Source organism: Micromonospora sp. NPDC000316, from assembly GCF_042898885.1.
In the GTDB taxonomy this organism is placed as follows: domain Bacteria; phylum Actinomycetota; class Actinomycetes; order Mycobacteriales; family Micromonosporaceae; genus Micromonospora.
Genome location: NZ_JBIAZG010000005.1, coordinates 211,072 through 236,620 on the forward strand (window position 1 = coordinate 211,072; position 25,549 = coordinate 236,620).

A 25,549-nucleotide genomic window follows, 5' to 3' on the forward strand; every position below is an offset into this window, starting at 1 on the left:
CCCCCCCCCGGCAGGGTTCAGGAGCCGGCAGGGTTCAGGAGCCGGCAGGGTTCAGGCGCGGGCGTACTGCGCCGGCCCGTTGTACGCGACGCCGAGCTTCGCGGCGGCCCGGCGGGGCCAGTACGGGTCACGCAGCAGTTCCCGGCCGAGCAGCACCAGATCGGCCTCGCCGCTGGCGATGATCTGCTCGGCGTGCTCCGGCTCGACGATGAGGCCGACCGCGCCGGTCGGTACGCCTGCCTCGCGGCGGATCTGTGCGGCCAGCGGAACCTGGTAGCCGGGGCCGAGCGGGATGCGCTGGTGCACGCTCACGCCGGCGGAGGACGTGTCGACGAGGTCGACGCCGGCACCGGCCAGTTCGCCGGCGAGCACCACGCTGTCCTCGATCGTCCAGCCGCCCTCGACCCAGTCGGTGCCGGAGATCCGGGTGAGCACCGGCACGCTCTCGCCGACCGCGGCGCGTACCGCGCGGGCCACCTCCAGGGTGAGCCGCATCCGGGCGGCCCGGTCACCGCCGTAGGCGTCGGTGCGGTGGTTGCTCAGCGGCGACAGGAACTCGTGCAGCAGGTAGCCGTGCGCGGCGTGGATCTCCACGGCGGCGAAGCCGGCGGCGAGGGCTCGCTCGGCGGCGGTGGCGAACGCCTCGACGACCCCGGTGATGCCTGCCGCGTCGAGGGCTGTCGGCGTCCGGTAGTCGGCGGCGAACGGCTCCGACCCGGGGCCGACAGGCGTCCAGCCGCCCTCGGCGTCCGGGACGCCGCCGCGCTCGGGTGCCCACGGCCGGTACGTGGAGGCCTTGAACCCGGCGTGCGCGAGCTGGACGGCCGGCACGGCACCGTGGGCGGACACGAACGCGGTCACCGGGCGCCACGCGTCGACGTGCGCGTCGGACCACAGCCCGGTGTCCTGCGGGCTGATCCGACCCTCGGGCAGCACTGCCGTCGCCTCGCTCAGCACCAGCCCGGCGCCACCGACCGCGCGGCTGCCGAGATGGACGAGGTGCCAGTCGGTGGGCAGGCCGTCCGGGCCGGCGGAGTATTGGCACATCGGCGCCAGCGCGATCCGGTTGGGCAGGGTGACCGCGCGCAGGGCCAGCGGTGTGAACAGGGAACTCATCTCGTCATCCTTTCGGGGACGTCGACGGACCCCGCGTGGAGGGGTCCGTCGACGTCGGTCTACCGAGGTCAGGCGGGGACGGGGCTCAGTTCGTCCCGCCGGTCGGGGCGCGCCAACGCGACCGGCTCCGGGTCGGTCAGGTCCCGCCGACCGGCGGCGTCGTACGCTGTCCGGTCGAGGGTGCCCTCGCGGGCGGCGACGACTGTCGGCACGAGTGCCTGCCCGGCCACGTTGGTGGCGGTCCGGATCATGTCCAGGATGGGGTCGATGGCCAGCAGCAGGCCGGCGCCGGCCAGCGGCAGACCGAGCGTGCTCAGGGTGAGGGTGAGCATCACGATCGCACCGGTGAGGCCGGCGGTGGCCGCCGAGCCGACGACCGAGACGAAGGCGATGAGCAGGTAGTCGGTGACGCCGAGGTGCACGCCGAACACCTGGGCCACGAAGATCGCGGCGAGCGCCGGGTAGATGGCGGCGCAGCCGTCCATCTTCGTGGTGGCACCGAACGGCACGGCGAACGAGGCGTACTCGCGGGGGACGCCGAGCCGCTCGACGGAGCGCTGGGTCACCGGCATGGTGCCCACCGAGGAGCGGGACACGAACGCCAACTGGATAGCCGGCCAGGCGCCGGCGAAGAAGCGCAGCGGGTTGAGGCGGCCGGCGAGGATCAGCACCAGCGGGTAGACCACGAACAGCACGAGGGCGCAGCCGACGTAGACGGAGGTGGCGAACTTCGCGAGGGGTGCCAGCAGGTCCCAGCCGTACGAGGCGACGGCGTTGCCGAGCAGGCCGATGGTGCCGATCGGGGCGAGCCGGATCACCCACCAGAGCGCCTTCTGCACGATCTCCAGCAGGGAGCGGTTCAGCGCCACGAACGGCTCGGCGGCGTCGCCGACCAGCAGGGCCGCGGCACCGACGACGATGGCGAGGAAGACGATCTGGAGGACGTTGCCCTCGACGAACGCCCCGACCGGGTTGGTGGGGACGATGCCGGTGAGGAAGTCGGTCCACGAGCCGGTGTTCTTCGGCGGTGCCGCGCCGCCCAGGTCGAGGGTCACGCCCTTGCCCGGGTTGGTGAGCAGGCCGAGACCGATGCCGATGCTCACCGCGATCAGCGCGGTGATGCCGAACCACATAAGGGTCTTGAGCGCGAGCCGGGCGGCGTTCGCCACGCCGCGCAGGCTGACCACGCTGACGACGATGGCGGTGAAAACCAGCGGCGGCACGGCCAGCTTGAGGAGCTGGATGAAGAGGCTGCCGACTGTGTGCAGGGTGGTGGTCAGCCAACTCAGGTCATTGCTGCGGGCAACAAAACCGAGTACGACGCCGAGCACGAGGCCGAGGAGTATCTGCACGGAGAAGGGGATCTTGCGCAGGCCGAAAGACATGAGAACGTATCCAATTGTCAGGGCTGGTCGGGATAGGCGCGGGGAGGGCGGCTACGCCGGACAGATGCCGCTGGCCTGCAGTCGAAGATCGACGTACAGGCGAACGGTGAGGCCCCAGACATTGGTCATCGTTGAGCGAGGCTACGCCGATGACGAGCCACCGCAAGGAGCGCTGGCCGTGACGCTCCTTACTGCCGCGCCGCGCCGGGATGCGGAATAAACCTGCTCAGGGCCAGCGTGGTGGCGGTGGCCACCGCCCACAGCACCGCGAGCCCGAGGACCAGCCGTTCCAACACGCCCACAAGGGCTCCCCGGCCGACGATGAGCATGGCCAGCCCGACCGCCGCGCACAGCGGGAAGACAAGCGTCACCGCGCGAACGGCCAACCGGCGCACCGCCGGACCCGACTCCTCGGACCCGGCAAGCACGGCCATGGCGAGGACCACGGCCGCGGTCGCCACGATGCTCGCGCCGCCATGCACCAGGTCGGCCACCGTCGCCCGCTCGAACGGCGGCAGCGGGCAGCCGGCCGAGCAGGTCACCGCCCCGGACACGGCGGTGAACACGGCGCTTGTGGCGAGCAGCGCCGGCGCGATACGCATCACCGGAGGCAGCGCCACGGCGAGCAGCAGCAACGCGCCGGCCAACGCCAGGACCCCGAGCCGGTACGTCGAGGCGTACGCGCTGCCGGGAATGCCCGCCTCGCTCACGTACCCGGTGAGGCCCGGACCCGGACCGAAGACCACCGCGACCGTCACCGCTACCGCGCCGGCCAACGCGCCCCCGGCAGCGGCCGACGCGGCGGCCCGGCGGGCGATGTCCCGGCGGGCGACGGCTGTGGACCCGGTGCCGGCCCGGCGCCGCTCAGCCACGCCCGTGCGGCGTGGTCCAGCCGGCCTCGTCAGGCCCGAGCGGCACGATGCCTGTCGGGTTGATCTCCCGATGGGTGCCGTAGTAGTGCCGCTTGATGTGGTCGAAGTCCACCGTCTCGCCGAAGCCCGGGGTCTGGAACAGGTCCCGGGCGTACGCCCACAGCACCGGCATCTCGGTCAGCTTGTCGCGGTTGCACTTGAAGTGCCCGTGATACGCGGCGTCGAAGCGGACGAGCGTGGTGAACAGCCGCACGTCGGCCTCGGTGATCGCGTCGCCCATCAGGTAGCGCTGCCCGGCCAGCCGTGCGGAGAGCACGTCCAGCCTGGCGAACAGCGCACGGAACGCCTCGTCGTAGGCCGTCTGCGAGGTGGCGAACCCGCACCGGTAGACGCCGTTGTTGACGTCGGCGTGGATCTCGGCCATCAGCGCGTCCATCTCGGGGCGCAACTCGACCGGGTACAGATCCGGTGCGTCGGGGGCGTGCAGCCGCCGCCACTGCGTGGAGAAGTCGAGGGTGAGTTGCGGGTAGTCGTTTGTCACCACCCGGCCGGTGAGCGTGTCGACGAGCGCCGGGACTGTCACCCGGCCGGTGTAGTCCAGGTCGGTGGCCAGGTACGCCTCGGAGAGGAACCCGACGCCGAGGACCGGGTCGAAGCCGTCCGGGTCGAGGGCGAACGCCCAACCGCGCTCGTCCCGGATCGGGTCGACGGTGCCCAGCGAGATCGCGTCGTCCAGGCCGAGCAGGCCGCGCACGATCTTCGCCCGGTGCGCCCACGGGCACGCGCGGCACCAGATCAGCCGGTAACGACCGGCCTCCAGAGGCCAGCGGTCCTGCTCGTCGGGGCCGCCGCCGGGCGGGGCTGTCGAGTCCGGGGTGACCCGACCGGTGAACCGGTTGGGCTGGCGGACGAACGCGCCGTCGCCGCTGGTCTCTGCGCTGAACTGGGCCGGGGCCATGCCGTCAACCTATCCGCTGCGAACGCGGATATCCTGGCGCCGGCAGCCCTCGCGACCCGATGGGCGTGCCCCCACCCCCGCCGTCTGCACCCCCTGAAGGACTCGCGATGACCGTGGCATACCTGGTGGCCGGTGTCCGTACCCCGATCGGTCGTTACGCCGGCGCGCTGGCCGGCGTCCGCCCCGACGACCTGGCCGCGCACGTGATCCGTGAGCTGGTGGCCCGCCACCCGTCGGTGGACTGGGCGCGCGTCGACGACGTCGTGCTGGGCTGCGCCAACCAGGCCGGCGAGGACAACCGCAACGTGGCCCGGATGGCGGCGCTGCTTGCCGGCCTGCCCGAGGAGGTGCCGGGCAGCACGATCAACAGGCTCTGCGGCTCCGGGCTGGACGCCCTCGCCACCGCCGCCCGGTCCATCGTGGCCGGCGAGGCGGACCTGGTGGTCGCGGGTGGGGTGGAGAGCATGAGCCGCGCGCCGTTCGTCATGCCGAAGGCCACGTCGGCGTACTCCCGCTCGGCCGAGGTGCACGACACCACCCTGGGCTGGCGGCTGGTCAACCCGCTGATGCGCGACGGCTGGGGGGTCGACTCGATGCCGGAGACGGCGGAGAACGTGGCCGCCGAGTTCGGCGTGAGTCGGGCCGAGCAGGACGCCTTCGCGTACCGCTCACAGCAGCGCGCGGCCAGGGCGCAGGCCGACGGCCGGTTCGCCGAGGAGATCGTGCCGGTCTCCGTGCCGGCCGGCCGCCGGGAAACCCGCCTTGTCGAGGTCGACGAGCACCCCCGGGAGACCACGCTGGAGAAGCTCGCCGCGCTGCCCACCCCGTTCCGCGACGGCGGCACGGTGACCGCCGGCAACTCCTCGGGCGTCAACGACGGCGCGGTAGCGCTGCTGGTGGCCAGCGAGGCGGCGGTCGCCCGGTACGGCCTGACACCGCTGGCCCGCATCGGCGGCGCGGCGGCGGCCGGCGTGCCGCCGCGCATCATGGGGATCGGCCCGGTTCCGGCCACCCGCAAGCTGCTCGACCGGGTCGGCGTTGAGGTGGGCGCGGTGGATGTGATCGAGCTGAACGAGGCGTTCGCCGCGCAGTCGGTGGCGGTGCTGCGGGAGTTGGGCCTGCCCGTGGACGCCGAGCACGTCAACCCGAACGGCGGCGCCATCGCGCTCGGCCACCCGCTGGGCGCCAGCGGTGCCCGGCTGGCGTTGACCGCCGCTCTGGAGTTGCGCCGTCGCGGCGGCCGCCGAGCGCTGGCCACCATGTGCATTGGCGTCGGTCAAGGTATATCGCTGTTGTTGGAATCGGCGGCCTAACCGCGGAAGAGCGTGAAGAGACCTCCCGAACGCGGGAGTCGGCGGCCTAGAGTGGTCCACACCACACGATCCGCGGGGTCGGCCGGTGGTCGCCGGGGGGCCGCCGACTGCCGGAGCCGCCCCGCGCCGCGGCGATGAACTGGGGAGCACGCTGATGCCGGACGGACTGCCGACCGAGATTGATCTGACCAGGCCGAGCGCGGCCCGGGTGTACGACTATTTCCTGGGTGGGGCACACAACTTCGAGATCGACAGGCAGTTGGCCGAGCAGATCGCCAGCATGACCCCGAACCTCGCCGCCACCATGCGCTCCGGCCGGGAGTTCCTGCGCCGGGCCGTACGCGTGCTGCTCGACGCAGGCATCGACCAGTTCCTCGACATCGGCTCTGGAATTCCCACCGTGGGCAACGTGCACGAGGTGGCTCAGGGGGCGAACCCGAAGGCCCGGGTGGTCTACGTCGACATCGACCCGGTGGCCGTCGCGCACAGCCGGGAACTGCTCGCCGGCAACGACCTCACCGGGGTGATCCACGCCGACCTGCGTGAGCCGGAGCTCATCCTCGACGAGACCCGGCGGCTCGGGCTCATCGACTTCAGCCGGCCGATGGGCATCCTGCTGGCCGGGGTGGTGCACTTCATCCCGGACAGCGACCGGCCCGACGACATCCTGGCCACCCTGCGGGCCGCCGCCGCGCCTGGCAGCTTCCTGGTCATCTCGCACTCCACATTCGAGGACCAGCCGCAGGAGATGCTCGACGCCCAGCGACTCTCCTCCCGCACCGACACCGAGATCACCCTGCGCTCCCGCGCGCAGGTCACCGGGTTCTTCGGCGACTGGACAGTCCTCGAACCGGGCGTGGTGCACATGCCGCTCTGGCGTCCCGACTCCCCGTCGGATGTGGACGAGCACCCCGAGAGGTTCGGCGCCTTCGGGGCGGTCGCTCGGTACGACCAGCCCGTCGGCTGATCCCGTGGCCGCCGTCCCGGATCCCACCGGAGTCGACGTCGGCCGTGCCGACGCCCGGGGCTACGCCGCCGACTGGGCCCGCGCGGTACGCCGCCTCGGTTTCGTGCCGCTCAGCGCGGCCGAGACCGAGCGGCTGCTGCTGGCACACACTGTCCGGCTGGCACAGGCTCTGCGGGCCGAGCCGTTCTCGGTCCGTCCCGCCGAGGAGGTCGGGCGGGCGTTGGTGGAGGCGCACCTGACCGAGCCCCGGGCGCTGGAGTGGTCGCTCACCGCACTCGGTGACGACTTTCCCCGTCGGGTATTGGCAGCCGACGACCGGCCGGCCGACCTGACCCGGCGGATCGCCGCGGTGCAGGGCGGTCTGGCCGCCGGGTTCGCCCGCGCGTTGCGCGACCGTACGTTCACCCAGCAGGAGCGGATCGCCCGGTCGGCGTGGCAGGCACGCGACGAGGTCGAGCAGGCGTTGCGCGACAGCGAGGCGCGGTTCCGGGCGGTCTTCACCGGCGCGGTCATCGGGATCGGCATCGCCGGGGTCGACGGTCAGATCCTCGACGTCAACCAGGCGTTCGCCGACATGCTCGGCTACTCCATCGAGGAGTTGTGCCAGGCCAACGTGGCATCGCTGGCCTACGCCGACGACGCTGCCGGCATGTGGGAGATCTACCAGGAGCTGATCGAGGGCAAGCGCGACTCGGCGCGGGTCGAGAAGCGCTACTACCGCAAGGACGGCAGCGTCGTCTGGACGGACCTGGCCGTCTCGTTGATCCGCTACGACGACGGCCGACCCCGCTTCACCGTCGCCATGATCGAGGACATCACCGAGCGGTACGAACTTCAGCAGCGGCTGCGCTTCCAGGCGTCACACGACCCGCTGACCGGGCTGCCCAACCGGACGTTGTTCTTCGAGACGCTGGGCCGGGTTCTCGACACCGCCGGCGCCGGGCAGCGGGTCGGTGTGTGCTTCCTCGACCTGGACGGGTTCAAGGCGATAAACGACAGCCTCGGCCACGACCTCGGTGACCGGCTGCTCGTGGTGATCGGCCGGCGGCTGGCCGATTGCGTGGCCGACCACGGCCACCTGGTCGCCCGAATGGGCGGCGACGAGTTCGTGATCCTTGTCGACGGCGGGGACGGCACCGCCGACGCGGTGGCCGTGGCGGAGGCGGCGCTGGCCGCCGTCGCCGCCCCTGTGCACGTCGGTGACCAGCAGTTGGCGGTGTCCGCAAGCGTGGGCATCGTGGACTGCCCGGCCGCGGAGACCACCGCCTCGGAGCTGATGAAGGCCGCCGACACGACGCTCTACTGGGCCAAGGCCGCCGGCCGGGGCCGGTGGGCGGTGTACGACCCCGAGCGCAGCGCCCGCGACATCGCCCGGTCGGCGCTTGTCGCAGGGCTGCCCGCCGCACTCGACCGGGGCGAGTTCGTGGTGCACTACCAGCCGATCGTGTCGCTGCTGGAGGGCACCATGCTCGCGGTGGAGGCGCTGGTCCGCTGGGAGCACCCGGAGCTGGGCCTCATCGGCCCGGACCGGTTCATCGGCCTGGCCGAGGAGACCGGCCTCATCGTCGGGCTCGGCGAGTGGGTGCTGCGGCAGGCCTGCCAGGACGCCGAACGGTGGTGGCGGGAGTTCCCCGAGGCGCGGCTGGTGGTCAGCGTGAACCTGGCCGCCCGGCAGGCCGACGACCCGGCGATCGTTGCGACAGTGGCGGACGCGCTGGCCACAAGCGGGCTGCCGGCGGAGCTTCTCCAGCTTGAGCTGACCGAGAGCGCAGTGATGGGCAGCGCCGGGGAGCCGCTGCGCAGCCTGCACCGGCTCGCGGCGCTTGGTGTCCGGCTGGCCGTTGACGACTTCGGCACCGGCTACTCCAACCTGGCGTACCTGCGCCGGCTGCCGATCCACTGTCTGAAACTGGCCGGCCCGTTCGTCGAGGGCATCCGCGCCGACGGGACGGACGTCGTGGCCGACCACCGGGACGAGCGGATCGTGGACGCGTTGGTCCGGCTCGCGCACGCCCTGGAGTTGTGGGTCACCGCCGAGGCGGTGGAGACCGCTGTGCAGGCGGAGCGGCTGCGGGCGCTGCGCTGCGACACCGGTCAGGGGCGGTACTTCGGTGCACCGGCCCCGGCCGATGTGATCACGGCCCGACTACGCGGCGGGGTGACGGGGTGAGCCTGACGGACTCACAGACGCTGGTGACCGTGGTGGCCGCGCTTGCCATCCTGGCCGGGTTGGCAGGCGTGGTGGTGCCCGGTCTGCCGGCGCTGCCGCTGTGCTGGGGCGGCGTGCTGGTCTGGGCGATCTTCGGCGGCGCCGGCATGGGTGGCTGGGCGGTGTTCGCCGCCGCCACGTTGGTAGCCGTGTCCGGTGCCGTGATCAAGTACGCGTGGCCCGGGCGGAACCTGAAACGCACAGGCGTGCCGGTGTCCACGCTGCTCGCCGGCGGGGTGCTCGGCATCGTCGGGTTCTTCGTGGTGCCGATCGTGGGGCTGGTGATCGGTTTCGTCGGCGGGGTGTGGGCGGCGGAGCGGCTGCGGCTGGGCAGCCACCAGCTCGCCTGGCCGTCCACGGTGCAGGCGCTCAAGGCGGCCGGCCTGTCGATGCTCGTGGAGTTCCTGGCCGGCCTGACCATCGCAGTCCTCTGGGCAGCCGGCCTGATCCTCACCTGAGCCCTCTCCATTTGTGCATGGGTGATCAAGAAATTCATCAAAACCTCTTGATCACCCAAGGGAGAAGGGGGCGCGGGGCACTTTTTGGGTACGGCGGTGCCGTACGTGAGAGAGAGGTTGTGCCCCGCGCCGCCGCGGTCCGGGCGGTCCGAGCGCCCGGGGGTCGGCCCGTCGCTAACGGGCCTGGTCACGAGGTCAAGAGTGCGGCCGAGGTGGCCGCAGTGGCAACACAATTACCGCGACGGCGCGATTCCCACCGGCCGACGTATTGACCGCCTTGAGCGGCCAGGATCACACTTTGCCCACTCGCACGTGGAACCACCTCAGGGAGGTGTGCAGTGGCCACGACCCCCGTGCCGACCGCCGAGCAACCGATGGACGAGGACGCCCGACGGCTCGCCGAACTCGGCTACAAACAGGAGTTGCGCCGCAAGTGGAGTGGCTTCTCCAACTTCGCCATCTCGTTCTCCATCATCTCGATCCTGGCCGGCTGCTTCACCACGTTCGGCCAGGCGTGGAACAACGGCGGGCCGGTCGCCATCTCCTGGGGCTGGCCGCTGATCTCGCTGTTCATCCTGATCATCGGGTTCTGCATGGCCGAGTTGGTGTCGGCGTACCCGACGGCCGGTGGGATCTACTGGTGGGCGGCCACGATGGGTCGTCCGGTGCACGGCTGGTTCACCGGCTGGCTGAACCTGATCGGGCTGGTCGCGGTCACCGCGTCGGTCGACTACGGCTGCGCGACGTTCCTCAACCTCACCCTGTCGGCCCTCTTCGACGGCTGGGCCGGCACGCTGCGCCAGGCGTTCATCCTCTTCGTGATCATCCTGGCGCTGCACGGGCTGATAAACGTCTTCGGGCACCGGATCATCGACGTACTCCAGAATGTCTCGGTCTGGTGGCACGTGGCCGGCGCGGCAGCCGTGGTGGCCATCCTGGTCTTCGTCCCGGACAACCACCAGAGCTTCCAGTTCGTGTTCACCGAGCGGTTCAACAACTCAGGCTTCGGTGACGGCGACATCGGCGGGTTGACCTTCTGGTTCTACGTGCTGCCGCTGGGTTTCCTGCTCACCCAGTACACGATCACCGGCTTCGACGCCTGCGCGCACGTCTCGGAGGAGACCCGGGGCGCCTCGCAGGCCGCCGCGCGAGGGCTCTGGCAGTCGATCTTCTATTCGGCGATCGGTGGCTGGATCCTGCTGCTGGCGTTCCTCTTCGCGGCCACCGACGTCGAGGCGGTGAACGCCGCCGGCGGCTTCTCCGGCGCCATCTTCGAGTCGGCGCTCACCCCGGTCTTCTTCAAGGTCGTCATCATCATCTCCACGATCGGGCAGTTCTTCTGCGGCATGAGCTGCGTGACCTCGATGAGCCGCATGACGTACGCGTTCAGCCGCGACCGGGCCGTACCCGGATGGCGGCTGTGGTCCACTGTCGACCGCAACGGCACCCCGGTCAACGCGATCATCGGCGCCACACTGGCCGGCCTGGTGCTGACCCTGCCGGCGCTCTACGAGAGCTCGGCAGGCATCCCGATCGCCTTCTACGCGGTGGTCTCCGTCGCGGTCCTCGGGCTCTACCTGTCCTTCCTCATCCCGATCGCGCTGCGGCTGCGGATGGGCGACAGGTTCGCCCCCGGGCCGTGGACGCTGGGGCGCAAATACAAGGTGCTCGGCTGGATCGCTGTGATCGAGATCGCGGTCATCGCCGTCTACTTCGTGCTGCCGATCGTGCCCGCCGGGGTGCCCGGCAACGACGGGTTCACCTGGTCGGCTGTCAACTACGCGCCGTTGGCCGTGGGCGGGGTGCTGCTCGTGGTCGCCGTCTGGTGGTACGCCTCGGCCCGCAAGTGGTTCACCGGCCCCGTGCGTACCGTCGAGGACCCCGCGCGGTCGCCCGACCCGGCGCCTGTCGACGGGCCGGGCTGACCCGTTCGTCCCGGTCCGTCGTCCGGCGGACCGGGACGCGGTACGGCCACAGCCCGCGCACCCCGGCCCGTTTGCCGGGGTGCCCACAGCGGGCATTGACGGTGATCCGGTTTGCCAGTAGACCTTGGTGATGGAGGCCCGCGAATGAGGAAAGCTCCGCTCACGCTGGAACAACTGCGGGTCGCCGTCGCCGAGGGCGAGATCGACACCGTGGTGCTGGCCCTCGTCGACATGCAGGGCCGGTTGCAGGGCAAACGGTTCCACGCGCCGTTCTTCCTCGACCAGGTGGTGACGGGCGGCAGCGAGGGCTGCAACTACCTGCTCGCCGTGGACGTCGACATGAACACCGTCGACGGGTACGCGATGTCGAGCTGGGAACGCGGCTACGGCGACTTCGCGATGGTTCCCGACTTCGACACCCTGCGCCGGACGCCCTGGCAGCCCGGGTCCGCTCTGCTGATCGCCGACCTGGCCTGGCTGGACGGCTCCGGTGACGTCATCGCCTCGCCCCGGCAGATCCTGCGCCGGCAACTGGCCCGGCTGGCCGAGCACGGGCTGACCGCGTACGCCGGCACCGAGTTGGAGTTCGTGCTGTTCCGCGACTCGTACGAGGACGCGTGGCGGCGCGGCTACCGCGACCTCACCCCGGCGAACCAATACAACGTGGACTACTCGCTGCTCGGCACGGCCCGGGTGGAGCCGTTGCTGCGCCGCATCCGCACCGAGATGGCAGGCGCCGGGCTCACCCCGGAGAGCGCCAAGGGCGAGTGCAACCTCGGGCAGCACGAGATCGCCTTCCGCTACGACGAAGCCGTGGCGTGCGCCGACCACCATGTGATCTACAAGAACGGGGCCAAGGAGATCGCCGCCCAGGAGGGCATGTCGATCACCTTCATGGCCAAGCCGAACGAGCGGGAGGGCAACTCCTGCCACATCCACTTCTCCCTGCGGGACTCGTCCGGCTCGTCGGCGATGCTCGGCGACGGGCCGGCGCACCTGTCGCAGACCGGTCAGCGGGTGCTCGCCGGGCTGCTCGCCACCATGCGGGAGTTCAGCCTGCTCTTCGCCCCGAACATCAACTCCTACAAGCGGTACCAGCCGGGGTCGTTCGCCCCGACCGCGCTGCGCTGGGGAGTGGACAACCGCACCTGCGCGCTGCGGGTGGTGGGGCACGGGCAGGGCATGCGTGTGGAAAACCGAGTGCCCGGCGCCGACGTCAACCCGTACCTGGCGATCGCCGGCCTGGTCGCCGGCGCGCTGCACGGCATCGAGCAGGAGTTGGAGTTGGGCGACGAGTGCACAGGCAACGCCTACGACGACCCGGAGGCCGAGCGCGTCCCCGGCACCCTCCGCGAAGCCCTGACCCTCTGGGAAAACTCCGAGGTGGCCCAGGAGGCGTTCGGCACCGAGGTGGTAGCCCACTACGCCAACCAGGCAAAAGTAGAGATCGCGGCGTACGACGCAGCGGTAACAGACTGGGAGCTAACCCGTGGCTTCGAACGCCTCTAAGGCCCCCGCCCCTTTCCCCCGCGATCTTGCACTTTGTGTCGTCGGTCTGTGGTGAGTCGTGGCTTTTGTCGGGGCAGAAAGTGCAAGATCGCGCGGAGGGGTTGGGGGGTTAGGGCGTGACTAGGGTTGTTGATCCGAGTTCTGGGGTGGGGTTTCGGGAGGTTCCTGGGGCTTCGCTCGAGGTTGTGGACTCGGCTATTTCGCGGGCTGCTGTTGCCTTTGAGTCGTGGCGTTTGCTCGGGGCGGGGGATCGGGGGCGGTTGCTGCGGCGGTTCGCCGCTGTTGTCGACGCGCACCTCGACGAGTTGGCCGCCCTGGAGGTCCGCAACTCTGGGCACACGATCGGCAACGCCCGCTGGGAGGCTGGCAACGTTCGGGATGTGCTCGACTACTACGCCGGTGCACCCGAGCGGCTGACCGGGCGGCAGATCCCGGTGCCCGGCGGGCTGGACGTCACCTTCCACGAGCCGCTCGGTGTGGTCGGCGTGATCGTGCCGTGGAACTTCCCGATGCCGATCGCCGCCTGGGGCTTCGTTCCGGCCCTCGCCGCCGGCAACACAGTCGTGCTCAAGCCCGCCGAGTTGACCCCGCTCACCGCGCTGCGCCTGGCCGAGTTGGCCAGGGAGGCCGGCCTCCCCGAGGACGTGTTCACAGTCATCCCCGGCGAGGGAGCGGTGGTGGGGGAGCGGTTCGTCAGCCACCCGGCCGTCCGCAAGATCTGCTTCACCGGCTCCACCGAGGTCGGCACCCGGATCATGGCCGGCTGCGCCGCGCAGGTGAAGCGACTCACCCTGGAGTTGGGCGGCAAGAGCGCCAACATCGTCTTCGCCGACGCCGACCTGGAACGCGCCGCCGCGACCGCGCCGGGAGCGGTCTTCGACAACGCCGGCCAGGACTGCTGCGCCAGGTCGCGAATCCTGGTCCAACGCCAGGTGTACGACCGCTTCCTGGAACTGCTCGAACCGGCGGTACGGGCGGTACGCGTCGAGGATCCCGCTCGGGAGACCGCCGAGATGGGTCCGCTGATCTCCGCCGCCCAACGGGACCGGGTGGCCGGCTACCTGACCGGCGCGACCGTCGCGTTCACCGGGTCCTGCCCCGACGGCCCGGGGTTCTGGCACGCGCCGACAGTGCTGCTCGCCGACTCGCCAGCCGACAGGCACTGGCGGGAGGAGATATTCGGCCCGGTGGTGTCGGTGCTGCCGTTCGACGACGAGGCAGACGCGATCCGGCTCGCCAACGACACCGAGTACGGCCTCTCCGGCTCGATCTGGACCCGGGACGTCGGTCGGGCGCTGCGCATGGCCCGCGCCGTCGACGCGGGCAACCTCAGCGTCAACTCGCACTCCTCGGTGCGCTACTGGACCCCGTTCGGCGGGATGAAGCGCTCCGGGCTCGGCCGTGAGTTGGGCCCGGACGCGCTGCACTCCTTCACCGACGTCAAGAACGTGTTCATCGCGACAGAGGAGTGACGCCAGTGCAGGGTCGGTTGCAGGACCGGGTGGCAGTGGTCACCGGAGCGGGTAGCGGGATCGGGTTGGCAACCGTCCGGCGGTTCGCCGCCGAGGGTGCCCGGGTGGTCTGCGTGGACATCGACGAGGCGGCCGGCGAGCGGGCCGCGCGGGAGTGCGGCGGCGAGTTCGTGGCCGCCGACGTCGCCGACGAGGCGGCGGTACGCGATCTCTTCGACGGGGTCGCCGAGCGGCACGGGCGGGTCGACGTCGCGTTCAACAACGCAGGCATCTCCCCACCGGACGACGACTCCATCCTGGACACCGGGCTGGAGGCGTGGGAGCGGGTGCTGCGGGTCAACACCACGAGCGTCTACCTGTGCTGCAAGTACGCGATCCCGCACATGCGTCGTCAGGGCAAGGGCTCGATCATCAACACTGCCTCGTTCGTGGCGCTGATGGGTGCGGCGACGTCGCAGATCGCGTACACCGCGAGCAAGGGGGGCGTGCTGGCGATGACTCGGGAGTTGGGTGTCCAGTTCGCCAGGGAGGGCATCCGGGTCAACGCCCTCTGCCCCGGCCCGGTGGCGACCCCGCTGCTGCTGGAGTTGTTCGCCGCCGACCCGGAGCGGGCCGCGCGCCGACTGGTGCACGTGCCGATGGGCCGGTTCGGGCAGCCGGAGGAGATCGCCGCCGCAGTGGCGTTCCTGGCCAGCGACGACGCCTCGTTCATGACCGCCGCGCAGTTCGTGGTGGACGGGGGCATCACCGGCGCGTACGTCACTCCGCTGTGAGCGTGCGGGGTGAGCCGGGCCCGCGAACGGTGCGGCGGCCACTGATCGGGATCAGCGCGTACGTCGAGCCCGCGGACTGGGCGGTCTGGCGCGGCGTGCGGGCGGTGCTGGTGCCCGAGGCGTACGTGCGGGCGGTGACCGCCGCGGGTGGTCGGGCGGTGGTGCTGCCGCCTGACGACGAGGACGGTGACGTGCTGGCCATCCTCGACGGGCTGCTGCTGGCCGGCGGTGCGGACGTGGGCCCGGGGCGGTACGGCCAGTCGCCCGACCCGCGTACCGAGGATCGGCCGGACCGGGACGCCGGGGAGTTGACACTGCTGGCCGCCGCGCTCGACGCCGGGCTGCCGGTGCTGGGCGTCTGCCGGGGGATGCAGTTGCTCGCCGTGGCCTACGGCGGCACTCTGCACCAGCACCTGCCCGACGTGGTGGGTCACGAGGCGCATCGGCCGGCGCCGGGGGTCTACGGTGCGCATCCGGTGCGGTTCGCGCCGGGGAGCCTGGCCGCCACGGTGTTGGCCGGGGTGGACCAGGTGAACTCGTATCACCATCAGGCGGTCGCGGACCCGGGCCGGCTCGTGGTGACCGGTTGGGCCGACGACGGCGTGATCGAGGCGGTCGAAGATCCGACTCTGCCGTTCGTGCTCGGCGTGCAGTGGCATCCGGAGAACGAGGCGGACCCTCGCCCGGTCACCGCGCTGGTCCGAGCGGCCGAGGGCTCTCCGGTCGCCGCCCGGGAGGTGGGCGTGGATGCCGCCGGGTCGACGGCGGTGTGACGTACGTCGCCCCCGCCCGATGGCGTGGCCGGTGCGAGGATCAGCGGATGGGGAAGGTGTATCCGGAGATCGACGGTCGCCTGCGTGACTTCATCGCGGCCCAGCGGGTCTTCTTCGTGGCCACCGCGCCGTCCGGGTCCGAGGGGCACGTCAACGTGTCGCCGAAGGGCATGACGGGCACCTTCGTGATCCTCGGTCCGCACCGGGTGGCCTACCTGGATTACCACGGCAGCGGTGCGGAGACCATCGCCCACCTGCGGGACAACGGGCGCATCACGCTGATGTTCTGCGCCTTCGAGGGGCCGCCGAAGATCGTCCGACTGCACGGCCGGGGCAGCAGCGTCGCGGTCACCGAGGCCACCTTCGCCGACCGGCTCGCCGAGTTCCCCGCGCCGCCGGACGTGCACGCCGTGCGGGCCGTGATCGATGTCGAGGTGGAGCGGGTCAGCGACTCCTGCGGCTATGCCGTGCCGCTTATGGACTTCCGCGCCGAACGCGACCTGTTGCTCACCTCACACTCCCGGCGTACGGCCGACGACCTGGTGACCTACCGGGCCACCAAGAACGCCGCGAGCATCGACGGGTTGCCCGTTTTCTGAGCCGTCGGGCCGCTTCCGCGCCGCCGGTGAGGCCCCGCGTCCGCCCTGCGCTGTCGGGTGTCCGACGGGTGCGGCGTACGTAACCAGCGTCTACGGTCCGCCGTGCGTTACGTTGCTGATCCGCCTGGGTACAAGTCGAAGCACGGTGCGGAAGATCAACGGCTGGGGGCACGGCCGGAGCGGGAGGCTGCATGAGCTCGGCGCAGGGGGGCGCGGACGCGGGGCACTCCGTCACGGACGGCGATGAGCTCCCCCCGCTGCTGGTCGCCGCGTTCGCGAACGGCGGTGAGCTGGGCGAGCGGCTGCGTGCCTTCGACTGGTCGACGGCGCCGCTGGGCGCGCCGTCCCGCTGGCCGGTGGCCCTCTCCAGTGCGATAGGCATGATGCTCGCCTCCAGCGCGCAGATCGTCATGTTCTGGGGTGACGACCAGCTTGCTTTCTACAACGACGCCTACCGGCCGACGATCGGCGGCAAGCACCCGCACGTGCTCGGGCAGCCGGCCCGGCAGCACTGGGTGGAGACCTGGGACGTGCTCGGGCCGCTGCTGGACGGAGTACGCCGCACCGGGCGCTCCTTCCGGGCCGAGGACCACCCGTTCCTACTGGACCGGCACGGCTTCGTCGAGCAGACCTACTTCGACGTCGCGTACGACCCGATCCGGGGTGCCGACGGCGCGGTCAGCGGCGTCTACTGCATCGTCAACGAGACCACCGGGCGGGTGCTCGGCGAGCGTCGACTGCGGGCGCTCGCGGAGTTGGCCGACGTGGTCAGCGCGGCCGAGCTGGGCCCAACCGCAGCAAGCGTGCTCGGTCGACACCGGGCCGACGTGCCGTTCGCGATGATCTACCAGGCCGATTCCGCCGGCCGGTTCGTCCTGACCGGCGCGACAGGCGTCGATCCATCCGCGGTCGGCATGACCGCGGACGCGTTAGCCCAGTTGGTCGCCGAGGGACCCGCCACCGTCGAGGTCGCCGACCTGTTCGACCAGCCGCCGGCCGACCTGGCCGACGTCGCCCGCGTACTCCCGCTCATGGCGACAAACGAGACGGTGGGCGCGCTTGTCGTCGGCGTGGACCGTCGGCTGCCGCTCGGCGACGAGTACCGCGGCTTCCTCGACCTGGTGGCCGCGCAGATCTCCCGGGCCGTGGGCACCCAGCGGGCCTACCGGCAGGAACGGGCCCGTGCCGCCGAGCTGGCCGCGCTGGACCGGGCGAAGACCAACTTCTTCGCGAACATCAGCCACGAGTTCCGCACCCCGCTGACCCTTGTGCTCGGCCCGATGGAGGACATGCTGGCCGACCCGGCGCTGCCCGCCCCCTACATCGACCGGCTCACCATGATGCACCGCAACGCGCTGCGTCTGCTCAAGCTGGTAAACACAGTGCTGGACTTCTCCCGGCTGGAATCCGGTCGGCTCGCCGCCCGCTACCAGCCCACCGACCTCGCCGGCTACACCGCCCGGCTCGCCAGCACGTTCCGCTCGGCCACCGACCGTGGCGGGTTGCGCCTGGTGGTGGACTGCCCACCGCTGCCGACGCCGATCTTCGTCGACCGGGACATGTGGGAGAAGATCGTCCTCAACCTGGTGTCGAACGCCCTGAAGTTCACCTTCGACGGCGAGATCCGGGTGCGGGTCGGTGCGGTCGACGGCGCGGCCCGACTCGACGTCAGCGACACCGGCGTGGGCATGGTGCCGGCCGAGTTGCCGCACGTCTTCGAGCGGTTCCACCGGGTGCCCGGAGTCCGCGCCCGCACCCACGAGGGCACCGGGATCGGTCTCGCGCTGGTCCGCGAGCTGGTCGAGATGCACGGCGGCACGGTCGGGGTGACAAGCCAGGTCGACAAGGGCAGCACCTTCACTGTCACCATCCCGTTCGGGTCGGCGCACCTGCCCGCCGACCGGGTGGTCGGATTCGCCCCCCTGCCGGCCGGCGAGCCCGAGCAGGCCCGGCTCTACGTGGCGGAGACCGCGCTGTGGTCCGGCGCCGACGCGGGCCCGGAGTACGGCAGCCAACCGTCCTCGGGCACCCCCGCCGGCCGGATCCTGGTCGTCGACGACAACGTCGACCTGCGGGAGCACGTCACCCGGTTGCTCTCGCCGACCTGGGAGGTCGTCACCGCGAGCGACGGTCTGCAAGCTCTGGAGCTGGCCCGCGAGGGCGGTTTCGACCTGGTGCTCACCGACGTGATGATGCCCCGGCTGGACGGGTTCGGTCTGGTCGGCGCGTTGCGCGGGGACACGCGTACCCGTGATGTGCCGATCGTTCTGCTCTCCGCCCGGGCCGGTTCCGCGGAGGCGGTGGCGGGCCTCTCCGTCGGCGCCGACGACTATCTGACCAAGCCGTTCTCGGGGCAGGAGTTGATCGCCCGGGTCCGGGCGAACGTCGAGCTGGGCCAGCTGCGCAGGCAGATCATCCGCCGCCTGCGGGCACTTGCCGACGCGGCGGTGGCGGTGAATACGGCCCGCTCCACGGGCGACGTCCTCGAGGTCGCCGCACGGCACGCGCTCAGTCTCGCCGAGGCGGCCCGGGTGGTGGTCACCTCGGCCGACGCCCGGTTCGAGGCCGACGCCGGCGGCACGACGGCCACGGACCCGTCCTTCGTGGCCGAGCTGACCGGAACGATCGGTGAGCAACTAGGCGAGTTGCGGGTGTGGCAGGCGGCCGGCGACGAGTCACAGGCCGACGAGGCCGCGCTCACACAACTGGCCCGGCTGGTCGGGGTGCGGCTGGAGAACGCCCAGCTCTACGAGGCCGAGCACCGCATCGCCACCACGTTGCAGCACAGCCTGCTGCCGAGGACGCTGCCGCAGATGCCGGGCGCGGTGGTGGCGAGTCGCTACCTGCCGGGCACCGCCGACGTCGAGGTCGGCGGCGACTGGTACGACGCGATCGCGCTGGAGAGCGACGAGTTGGTACTTGTCATCGGCGACGTCGTCGGCAAGGGCGTGCAGGCCGCCGCGGCGATGGGGCAGCTGCGCAACGCGCTGCGGGCGTACCTGCTGGAGGGCTTCGACCCGGGTGAGTCGCTGACCCGGCTCAACCGGCTGGTCGGGTCCACCGAGGGGCGGTCCATCGCGACAGTGGTCTGCCTGGTGTTCAATCCGCGCACCGGCCGGCTGCGGTACGCCAGCGCCGGTCACCCGTCCCCCCTGCTGATCCGAGGAGACGACGTGGCGTTCCTGCACGACCGTGCGCTCGGCCCACCCGTCGGCGCGATTCCGGGCGCGACCTACCGGACGGTCGAGGGGGAGCTGAGCGCCGGCGGTCGGCTGCTGCTCTACACCGACGGGTTGATCGAGGACCGGCAGGTCGGCATCGACGCCGCGCTGGCCCAACTGCGCGTCGACGCGGCCACCCCGGGCGAGCACGTGGTGGACCTGATCGACACGGTGGTCGACCGGGTCGCCGGTCGGCCGCGCCGCGACGACGTGGCGGTGCTCGCCCTGGAGGCGGCCGAGCTGAACCGGTTCGCGTTGCGGCTGCCGGCGGACCCGACCCGGTTGAGTGTGCTGCGCAAGCGCCTGGAGGACTTCCTTGTCGCGCACGACGTCGACGAGACCGACCTGTTCGACCTGACCGTTGCGGTGTCGGAGGCCGCCGCCAATGCCATCGAGCACCCCGTCCACCCCGCCGAGCCGGTGATCAGCGTGGAGGTGGCGATCGAGGACCGGACGGTCGTCGCCACGGTGCGGGACAGCGGGCAGTGGCGTGAGTCGACCGGCTCCGGGTTCCGGGGGCGCGGGCTGTCCCTGATCAGCGCCCTGGGTGACCTGACGGTGCGGCGTACCGATGACGGCACCGAGGTGACGCTGCGCCGACAGTTGCGGGCCTGACGGCGGGGCGGGTCAGGCTGGTTCGAGCCAGCCCTGGTCGCCCAGGCCGGAGATCTCCAGCACGCGGCGGACCTGCCGGGACGGCAACACGGACAGCGTGCCGGCGAACTGCTGGGCGAGCCGGACCAGCGCGTGGATGGCGGCCGAGTCGAAGAAGGTGACGGCGCGCAGGTCGAGCGTGATCCGCTGGGCGGGCTCGCGCAGCGCGGTCTGGAGCATGGTGTCGGCGGTCGCCATGTCGACCTCGCCGGTCACCACCACGTGGAGGTGGTCGCCGTCGATCTCCGCGCTGGCGGAGAAGACGGGCGGTGCTCCCCCTTGATCCACGCAGACACCATGGCACAGCCGACCTGACAGGGCAACAACCGGGACGGGCCCGCCGTGGCGCCGGTCACCGGCGGGTCCGGCGATAGGCTTGTGGCATGACCGTCCGTCCGCCGCTGACCCCCGGCACACTCTCCCCGTGGCGATCGGTGCCCGCCCACATTCCCCGCCCGGAGTACGTGGGTAAGAAGCACCCGCAGGAGTGGCGCGGCTCGCATGTGCAGACACCGGAGACCATCGAGAAGATGCGGGTCGCCAGCCGGCTCGCCGCCCAGGCGACGCAGCTCGCCGGGGAGGCCTGCAAGCCCGGTGTGACCACCGACGAGATCGACCGGGTGGTGCACGAGTTCCTCTGTGACCACGACGCGTACCCGTCGACACTCGGCTACCGGGGCTTCCCCAAGTCCTGTTGCACAAGCATCAACGAGGTCATCTGCCACGGCATCCCGGACTCCACGGTCCTCCAGGACGGCGACATCATCAACGTCGACGTGACCGCGTACATCGGTGGGGTGCACGGCGACACCGATGCCACCTTCTGCGTCGGGGAGGTCAGCGAGGAGGCCCGGCTGCTTGTCGAGCGGACCCACGAGGCGATGATGCGCGGCATCCGCGCGGTCGCCCCCGGTCGGCAGATCAACGTGGTGGGTCGGGTCATCGAGTCGTACGCCAAGCGGTTCGGCTACGGCGTCGTCCGTGACTTCACAGGCCACGGCATCGGCGAGTCCTTCCACAGTGGGCTCTACGTGCCGCACTACGACAGTCCTCGCCCCACGGACATCATGGAGCCGGGGATGACCTTCACCATCGAGCCGATGATCACGCTGGGCACCTATCAGTACGACATGTGGGACGACGGGTGGACGGTGGTCACCAAGGACCGCAAGTGGACGGCCCAGTTCGAGCACACGCTCGTGGTGACCGACAGCGGCCACGAGATCCTGACCCTGCCGTGACCGACACCCCCGCCGCGCTACGCGAGGCCCACCACGCGGACGTGTCCGGCGGCTGGCTGCGGCCTGCCGTCTTCGGCGCGATGGACGGGCTGGTCACCAACATCGCCCTCATCGCCGGGGTCGGCGGCGGTGGGGTGTCGCCGCGCAGCATCGTGCTGACCGGCTCCGCCGGCCTGGTCGCCGGCGCGATCTCGATGGGGCTCGGCGAGTACACGAGCGTGCGGTCGGCAAACGAGCAGGTCGCCGCCGAGGTCGCCAAGGAGCGACGCGAACTGGAACGGCACCCCGAGGCGGAGGCCCGGGAGTTGGCCGACGCGTGGGTGGCCCGTGGCCTGCCCCGGGACCTCGCCACCCAGGTCGCGGAGGCGGTGCGGCGTGACCCGGAGGAGGCGCTGCGGGTGCACGTCCGGGAGGAGTTGGGCGTCGACCCCGACGACCAGCCGAGCCCGTGGGCGGCGGCGTTCTCCTCGTTCGTGTTCTTCTCGGTGGGCGCGTTGATCCCGCTGCTGCCGTACCTGCTCGGCGCCACCGAACTCTGGCTGGCGCTCGCGGTCGGCGGGCTCGGCCTGTTCGCCGCCGGCGCTGTCGTGGCAACCTTCACCCGCCGGCCCTGGTGGACAAGCGGGCTGCGGCAACTGCTGCTGGGTGGCGCGGCGGCCGGGGCCACCTATCTCATCGGCTCGCTTATCGGTGTGCAGGGTGGGCTGTGACGCCCGCCGCCACCCACGCCTGCGGCTAGTCGGCTGCCGGCGCGTCGGGCCCGATCGGCACCAGCCGGAACACCCGGATCTCGCGGTCGCCGGCCCGCTCGACATAGGTGCGGTACGCCGGCCACTCGGTGACGAGAAGTTCCCACAACCGGTCCCGCTCCGCGCCGGTGGCCAGGTCGGCCCGCACGGGGATCCGTCGACCCCGCACGTCCACCTGGGCGGTCGGCTCGGCGAGCAGGTTCAAGGCCCAGCTCGGCTGCTGGGTCTGCCCCCAGTTGGAGCCGATCACCACGTACGCGTCGCCGTCGGGCACGTAGAGCAGCGGGTTGCTGCGCGGTTTCCCGGAGCGGCGGCCGGTGGTGGTGATGACGAGGGACGGGATCAGGCCGAGAGCGACCACCCGGCCCCGGGTGAGCCGGCCGACGATGCGGTCGGCGGGCACCAGCAGGCGGGCGGCGGCGCCGAACCAACGGTGGTGGCCGACCCGACGGGTGAGGGTTCCGAGCGCTGACACGCGGATCAGTCTGCCGGGTGCCGCGCCCCGGCGGCACCCCCGGACGGCAGCGGGTTTCGGGTTCGTCGAATCTCGTCCGGGTCGGTGCCGCGCCAGCTCAGTCCAATCGACGTTCGATCGGCAGCCGGGCGCGGGTGAACAGGCCCGCGCCGAGCATCGCCACCAGGGGCACCAGCACGAGGACGCCGAGCACCGTCCACGGCACCAGGTACGGGTACGGCGCCGGTGCCGGCCAGGCCGCCGCGTACTGGCGGTTCACCGAGAACAGCACGATCGCGGCGGTGCCCAGCCCGGCCACGATGCCGAGCACCGAGCCGAGGCCGGCGATGACCCCGGCCTGGCAGATCGCCAGCAGGCGGCGTACCGCAGGTGCCGCGCCGACCGCCGCGAGGGTGGACAGCTCCGCCCGACCCTCGGCGGCGGCGAGCGCCGTGGCGATTCCGGCGGCCCCCACTGTGATCAGCCCGGCCGCCGCGGCGAGCAGGAGCAGCAGCGGTGAGATGTCGCTGGGGGCGGCGCCGTACTCGACGCTCAGCGCGACCGACCCGAAGGGCCGCAGAGCCGCGGCGAACCGTTCCCGCTGGTCCTCGTCCGGCGGCGTGGTGGTGCCGATCACCCAACCGACAGGGGACAGTCCCAGGCCGAGGCTGCGGGCCGAGGACGTGGACAGCAGCAGGCGGGACACGCCGACGGACGCGGGCAGCGCGTACCCGGGGAGGTCGGTGGTGACGGGTGGCAGCTCCACCTCGGCGTCCACCTGGTTCAGTCGTACCGTCACCCGGCCGTCGTGCAGGTAGCGGCTGTCGGTCACCACGACGCCGCCGGCCCGCAGCACGTTCGCGGCGGTGGCAGTCGACGCCGCGTCCGCGCCGGTGAGAAGCGGTAGTGCCGTCCCGTCGTCGACAACTGGCTGTATCGAGGAGCCGTAGAAGAGTTCCTCGTCGAGCTGGCAGCGCGGGTCGGCCCGTGCCTGCCGGCGGTGCGCAGCAGAGAGGTTGTCTCCGGGCTGCCAGGGGCAGATCTGCTCCGGCGGGAGCTGCGGGATGACGTCGCAGTGGCCGTTGCCCGTCGTGGCGCAGGCTATCCCCTGCAACGGGGCGACCGCGTCGGTGCCCAGATGCTCCCGGGCAGCGGCGGTGACCTGGGCCAGTGTGGGCTGCCGGGCCGAGCTTGTCGCGTTGACCAGCACGTGGCCCGTCGGCAACAGCGGCTGGTAGGTGCTCGCTTCCCGGACGTGGTCGCTGGCCAGGTATCCGCCGAGTGCGACGCTGCCCGCCACGGCGGCCATCACGGCGCAGATGGCCGGCGCGGCGGCGGCCCGGTTGCGGCTGGCGTCGCGCAGGGCGATCCGAGGTGCGAGCGGTAGCAGTCGGCCGAGCCGTGCCAGCGCGCCGATAAGCGTGGGCGTGCAGCACACCAGGCCGAGCTCCCCGAGGATCAGGCCGGTGAGGATCACCGCCGTCGACGTCCGAGTGGCGCCGTACGCGGCGAGCGCCGCCCCGCCGCCGGCAAGCGTCAGCCCCAAAACCAGCCACCTGGTCTGGGACGAGGGCGGGGTACGCCGTCCGGCGAGCCCGGCGCTGACATCCTGCCGGGCGGCCGTCCAGGCGGGCGCGAGCGCGGCGAGGACACCTGCCAGCACCGCTACCGCGCCGAGCACCATCAGCGCCGCCGGCCAGCAGCGGTACCCGCCGAATCGGGCGCCGAAGACGTACTGCTCCATGAGTGGACGACCGGCGAACGCCGCGCTGACCCCGAGCAGCAGCCCGACGGCGGCGCCCAGCACACCCAGCACCACGCCGTCGGCGAGCACGACCCGCCGCAGTTGGGCGGCGTCCCCACCGGCCACCGCGACAAGCGCCAGGTCGCGGCGGCGGCGGCGGACGCCGACAGCGAAGGCCGGCCCGACCAGCAGCACCACCTCCAGCAACCCGAGGCCGGCGATGAGCACCCCGGTGCTCAGGTCGTTGGCGTCCCTCTGCCCGACGGATCCGAACCATCTGCGGGTCGGTGTCCCCGTGCCGTGCGGGTCGTGCGTCGCGACCGCCACACCGCGGTCGTTGAGCCGGGCCACCAGCGCGGCGTCGGCGGTGCCGGGCACGTCCACCAGCCAACTGCTGACGGCCTGCGGATCGGTCCGGGGGACGGCCGACGGGTGCAGCGCCACCACCGCGCCGAGGTCGTCGGGGAACTCGACCACCCCCACCACTGTGTACGCCCTCGTCCCGTCGGCGGTGGCCATTGCCGAACCGAGGCGTAGGTCGAGTCGGCGCAGCGCGGCCGGGCTCACCGCCACCTCGCCGGGCTGTTGCGGTGCCCGCCCGGACCGGAACCGCACAAGCCCTCGGGCCAGCGGGTCGGTGAGGTCGAGCACCCGCCCCTGGATGGTCTCGTCGCCCTCCGGGCCCTGCACGCTCAGGGGGATCTGGCCGCGCAGTTCGGTGAACCGGCTGTCCGGGCCGAGCAACGCCGCCACCTCGGCGGCGGTGGCCTGATGGGTGAACGGCGCCGGGTCGCCGTTGCGGGGATACCAGCTCTCACCCCCTTCGTCCTGGTCGATAGGGGTGTCGGCGAACCATCGCAGTTCCGCGTCGGCGACACCGAGGCGCCTGTCGATCCGTTCCTGCGGGGTCAGCTCGGCCATGTCGTAGCTCACCGCGAGGAAGGACAGCACCAGCACCGGCAGAGCGATCATCGCGAGCACCAGGGCGGTACGTCGGCGGGCCCGGCGCGACTCCCGCCGGGCGATCCGCAGCGCCGCCCGCCACGAACCGGTCAGCTCGGCGAAGCGCCGCCGTCCCGGGGGAGCGGGAGGTGACCCCGGCGCGTCGGCGTCGGTGCCGGCGTCCGGGTCGGGTGCCCGTGGCAACCGGCGGAGGG

Annotated in this window: 20 protein-coding genes; 13 read left to right on the forward strand and 7 right to left on the reverse strand. The window is 71.7% G+C overall.

Annotated features, from left to right (window positions below; genetic code table 11):
- Window positions 1–51: 51 nt before the first annotated feature.
- The 4 genes from ACFY2Q_RS13865 to ACFY2Q_RS13880 all read right to left on the reverse strand — a co-directional run bounded on the left by ACFY2Q_RS13865 (window position 52) and on the right by ACFY2Q_RS13880 (window position 4,331).
- Complete coding sequence (locus tag ACFY2Q_RS13865; RefSeq protein WP_387130061.1) at window positions 52–1,116, reverse strand: NADH:flavin oxidoreductase/NADH oxidase; 1,065 nt, start codon at window positions 1,114–1,116, stop codon at window positions 52–54.
- A gap of 68 nt (window positions 1,117–1,184) precedes the next feature.
- Window positions 1,185–2,489, reverse strand: coding sequence for a dicarboxylate/amino acid:cation symporter (locus ACFY2Q_RS13870; protein WP_387130358.1), 1,305 nt, complete (start codon window positions 2,487–2,489; stop codon window positions 1,185–1,187).
- A gap of 200 nt (window positions 2,490–2,689) precedes the next feature.
- Window positions 2,690–3,373: a DUF998 domain-containing protein gene (locus ACFY2Q_RS13875; RefSeq protein ID WP_387130063.1), complete on the reverse strand. Its 684-nt coding sequence runs from the start codon at window positions 3,371–3,373 to the stop codon at window positions 2,690–2,692.
- A complete protein-coding gene (locus tag ACFY2Q_RS13880) occupies window positions 3,366–4,331 on the reverse strand; it encodes a glutathione S-transferase family protein (RefSeq protein WP_387130064.1) in 966 nt (321 codons plus the stop codon). Before ACFY2Q_RS13880 ends, ACFY2Q_RS13875 begins: the two co-directional genes overlap by 8 nt.
- Window positions 4,332–4,438: 107 nt before the next feature.
- Here ACFY2Q_RS13880 and pcaF point away from each other — a divergent pair, with 107 nt between their 5' ends.
- The 11 genes from pcaF to ACFY2Q_RS13935 all read left to right on the forward strand — a co-directional run bounded on the left by pcaF (window position 4,439) and on the right by ACFY2Q_RS13935 (window position 20,165).
- Window positions 4,439–5,644 (forward strand): 3-oxoadipyl-CoA thiolase, encoded by a 1,206-nt coding sequence (gene pcaF / locus ACFY2Q_RS13885; RefSeq protein ID WP_387130065.1) that lies wholly within the window; start codon window positions 4,439–4,441, stop codon window positions 5,642–5,644.
- A 154-nt stretch (window positions 5,645–5,798) separates the two neighbouring features.
- A complete protein-coding gene (locus tag ACFY2Q_RS13890; protein WP_387130066.1) occupies window positions 5,799–6,611 on the forward strand; it encodes an SAM-dependent methyltransferase in 813 nt (270 codons plus the stop codon).
- A 4-nt stretch (window positions 6,612–6,615) separates the two neighbouring features.
- Window positions 6,616–8,781 carry a putative bifunctional diguanylate cyclase/phosphodiesterase gene (locus ACFY2Q_RS13895; RefSeq protein ID WP_387130068.1) on the forward strand — a complete coding sequence of 722 codons (2,166 nt, stop codon included), beginning with the start codon at window positions 6,616–6,618 and terminating at the stop codon, window positions 8,779–8,781.
- The gene (locus ACFY2Q_RS13900; RefSeq protein WP_387130070.1) at window positions 8,778–9,278 is read left to right on the forward strand and encodes a DUF456 domain-containing protein; all 501 of its coding nucleotides are present in this window, start codon (window positions 8,778–8,780) and stop codon (window positions 9,276–9,278) included. The genes ACFY2Q_RS13895 and ACFY2Q_RS13900 overlap by 4 nt, the downstream gene beginning before the upstream one ends.
- Window positions 9,279–9,616: 338 nt before the next feature.
- Window positions 9,617–11,203 (forward strand): amino acid permease, encoded by a 1,587-nt coding sequence (locus tag ACFY2Q_RS13905; RefSeq protein WP_387130072.1) that lies wholly within the window; start codon window positions 9,617–9,619, stop codon window positions 11,201–11,203.
- A 144-nt stretch (window positions 11,204–11,347) separates the two neighbouring features.
- Window positions 11,348–12,712, forward strand: coding sequence for a glutamine synthetase family protein (locus tag ACFY2Q_RS13910; protein WP_387130074.1), 1,365 nt, complete (start codon window positions 11,348–11,350; stop codon window positions 12,710–12,712).
- Window positions 12,713–12,828: 116 nt separating this feature from the next.
- Window positions 12,829–14,184 (forward strand): aldehyde dehydrogenase family protein, encoded by a 1,356-nt coding sequence (locus ACFY2Q_RS13915; protein ID WP_387130076.1) that lies wholly within the window; start codon window positions 12,829–12,831, stop codon window positions 14,182–14,184.
- A 5-nt stretch (window positions 14,185–14,189) separates the two neighbouring features.
- Window positions 14,190–14,957, forward strand: coding sequence for a 3-oxoacyl-ACP reductase (locus ACFY2Q_RS13920; protein WP_387130078.1), 768 nt, complete (start codon window positions 14,190–14,192; stop codon window positions 14,955–14,957).
- 2 nt (window positions 14,958–14,959) lie between these two features.
- A complete protein-coding gene (locus ACFY2Q_RS13925) occupies window positions 14,960–15,730 on the forward strand; it encodes a gamma-glutamyl-gamma-aminobutyrate hydrolase family protein (protein WP_387130080.1) in 771 nt (256 codons plus the stop codon).
- 47 nt (window positions 15,731–15,777) lie between these two features.
- Window positions 15,778–16,329 (forward strand): pyridoxamine 5'-phosphate oxidase family protein, encoded by a 552-nt coding sequence (locus ACFY2Q_RS13930; protein WP_387130082.1) that lies wholly within the window; start codon window positions 15,778–15,780, stop codon window positions 16,327–16,329.
- A 191-nt stretch (window positions 16,330–16,520) separates the two neighbouring features.
- The gene (locus tag ACFY2Q_RS13935; protein ID WP_387130083.1) at window positions 16,521–20,165 is read left to right on the forward strand and encodes a SpoIIE family protein phosphatase; all 3,645 of its coding nucleotides are present in this window, start codon (window positions 16,521–16,523) and stop codon (window positions 20,163–20,165) included.
- 12 nt (window positions 20,166–20,177) lie between these two features.
- Here the strand turns inward: ACFY2Q_RS13935 and ACFY2Q_RS13940 are convergent, their stop codons facing one another.
- On the reverse strand, window positions 20,178–20,492 hold the full coding sequence (locus ACFY2Q_RS13940) for an STAS domain-containing protein (protein ID WP_387130084.1): 315 nt from the start codon (window positions 20,490–20,492) through the stop codon (window positions 20,178–20,180).
- Between the two features lie 95 nt (window positions 20,493–20,587).
- Between ACFY2Q_RS13940 and map the strand changes: the two genes are divergently transcribed.
- Window positions 20,588–21,445: a type I methionyl aminopeptidase gene (gene map / locus ACFY2Q_RS13945; protein WP_387130086.1), complete on the forward strand. Its 858-nt coding sequence runs from the start codon at window positions 20,588–20,590 to the stop codon at window positions 21,443–21,445.
- Window positions 21,442–22,155, forward strand: a complete 714-nt coding sequence (locus tag ACFY2Q_RS13950; protein WP_387130087.1) for a VIT1/CCC1 transporter family protein — start codon at window positions 21,442–21,444, stop codon at window positions 22,153–22,155. Before map ends, ACFY2Q_RS13950 begins: the two co-directional genes overlap by 4 nt.
- A 25-nt stretch (window positions 22,156–22,180) precedes the next feature.
- Here ACFY2Q_RS13950 and ACFY2Q_RS13955 read toward each other — a convergent pair whose 3' ends face one another.
- Together ACFY2Q_RS13955 and ACFY2Q_RS13960 are read right to left on the reverse strand one after the other, a co-directional pair.
- Entirely contained in the window at window positions 22,181–22,669 is a 489-nt protein-coding gene (locus ACFY2Q_RS13955; protein WP_387130089.1) for a nitroreductase family deazaflavin-dependent oxidoreductase, read from the reverse strand.
- A gap of 97 nt (window positions 22,670–22,766) precedes the next feature.
- Complete coding sequence (locus ACFY2Q_RS13960; RefSeq protein WP_387130090.1) at window positions 22,767–25,538, reverse strand: FtsX-like permease family protein; 2,772 nt, start codon at window positions 25,536–25,538, stop codon at window positions 22,767–22,769.
- Window positions 25,539–25,549: the final 11 nt, after the last annotated feature.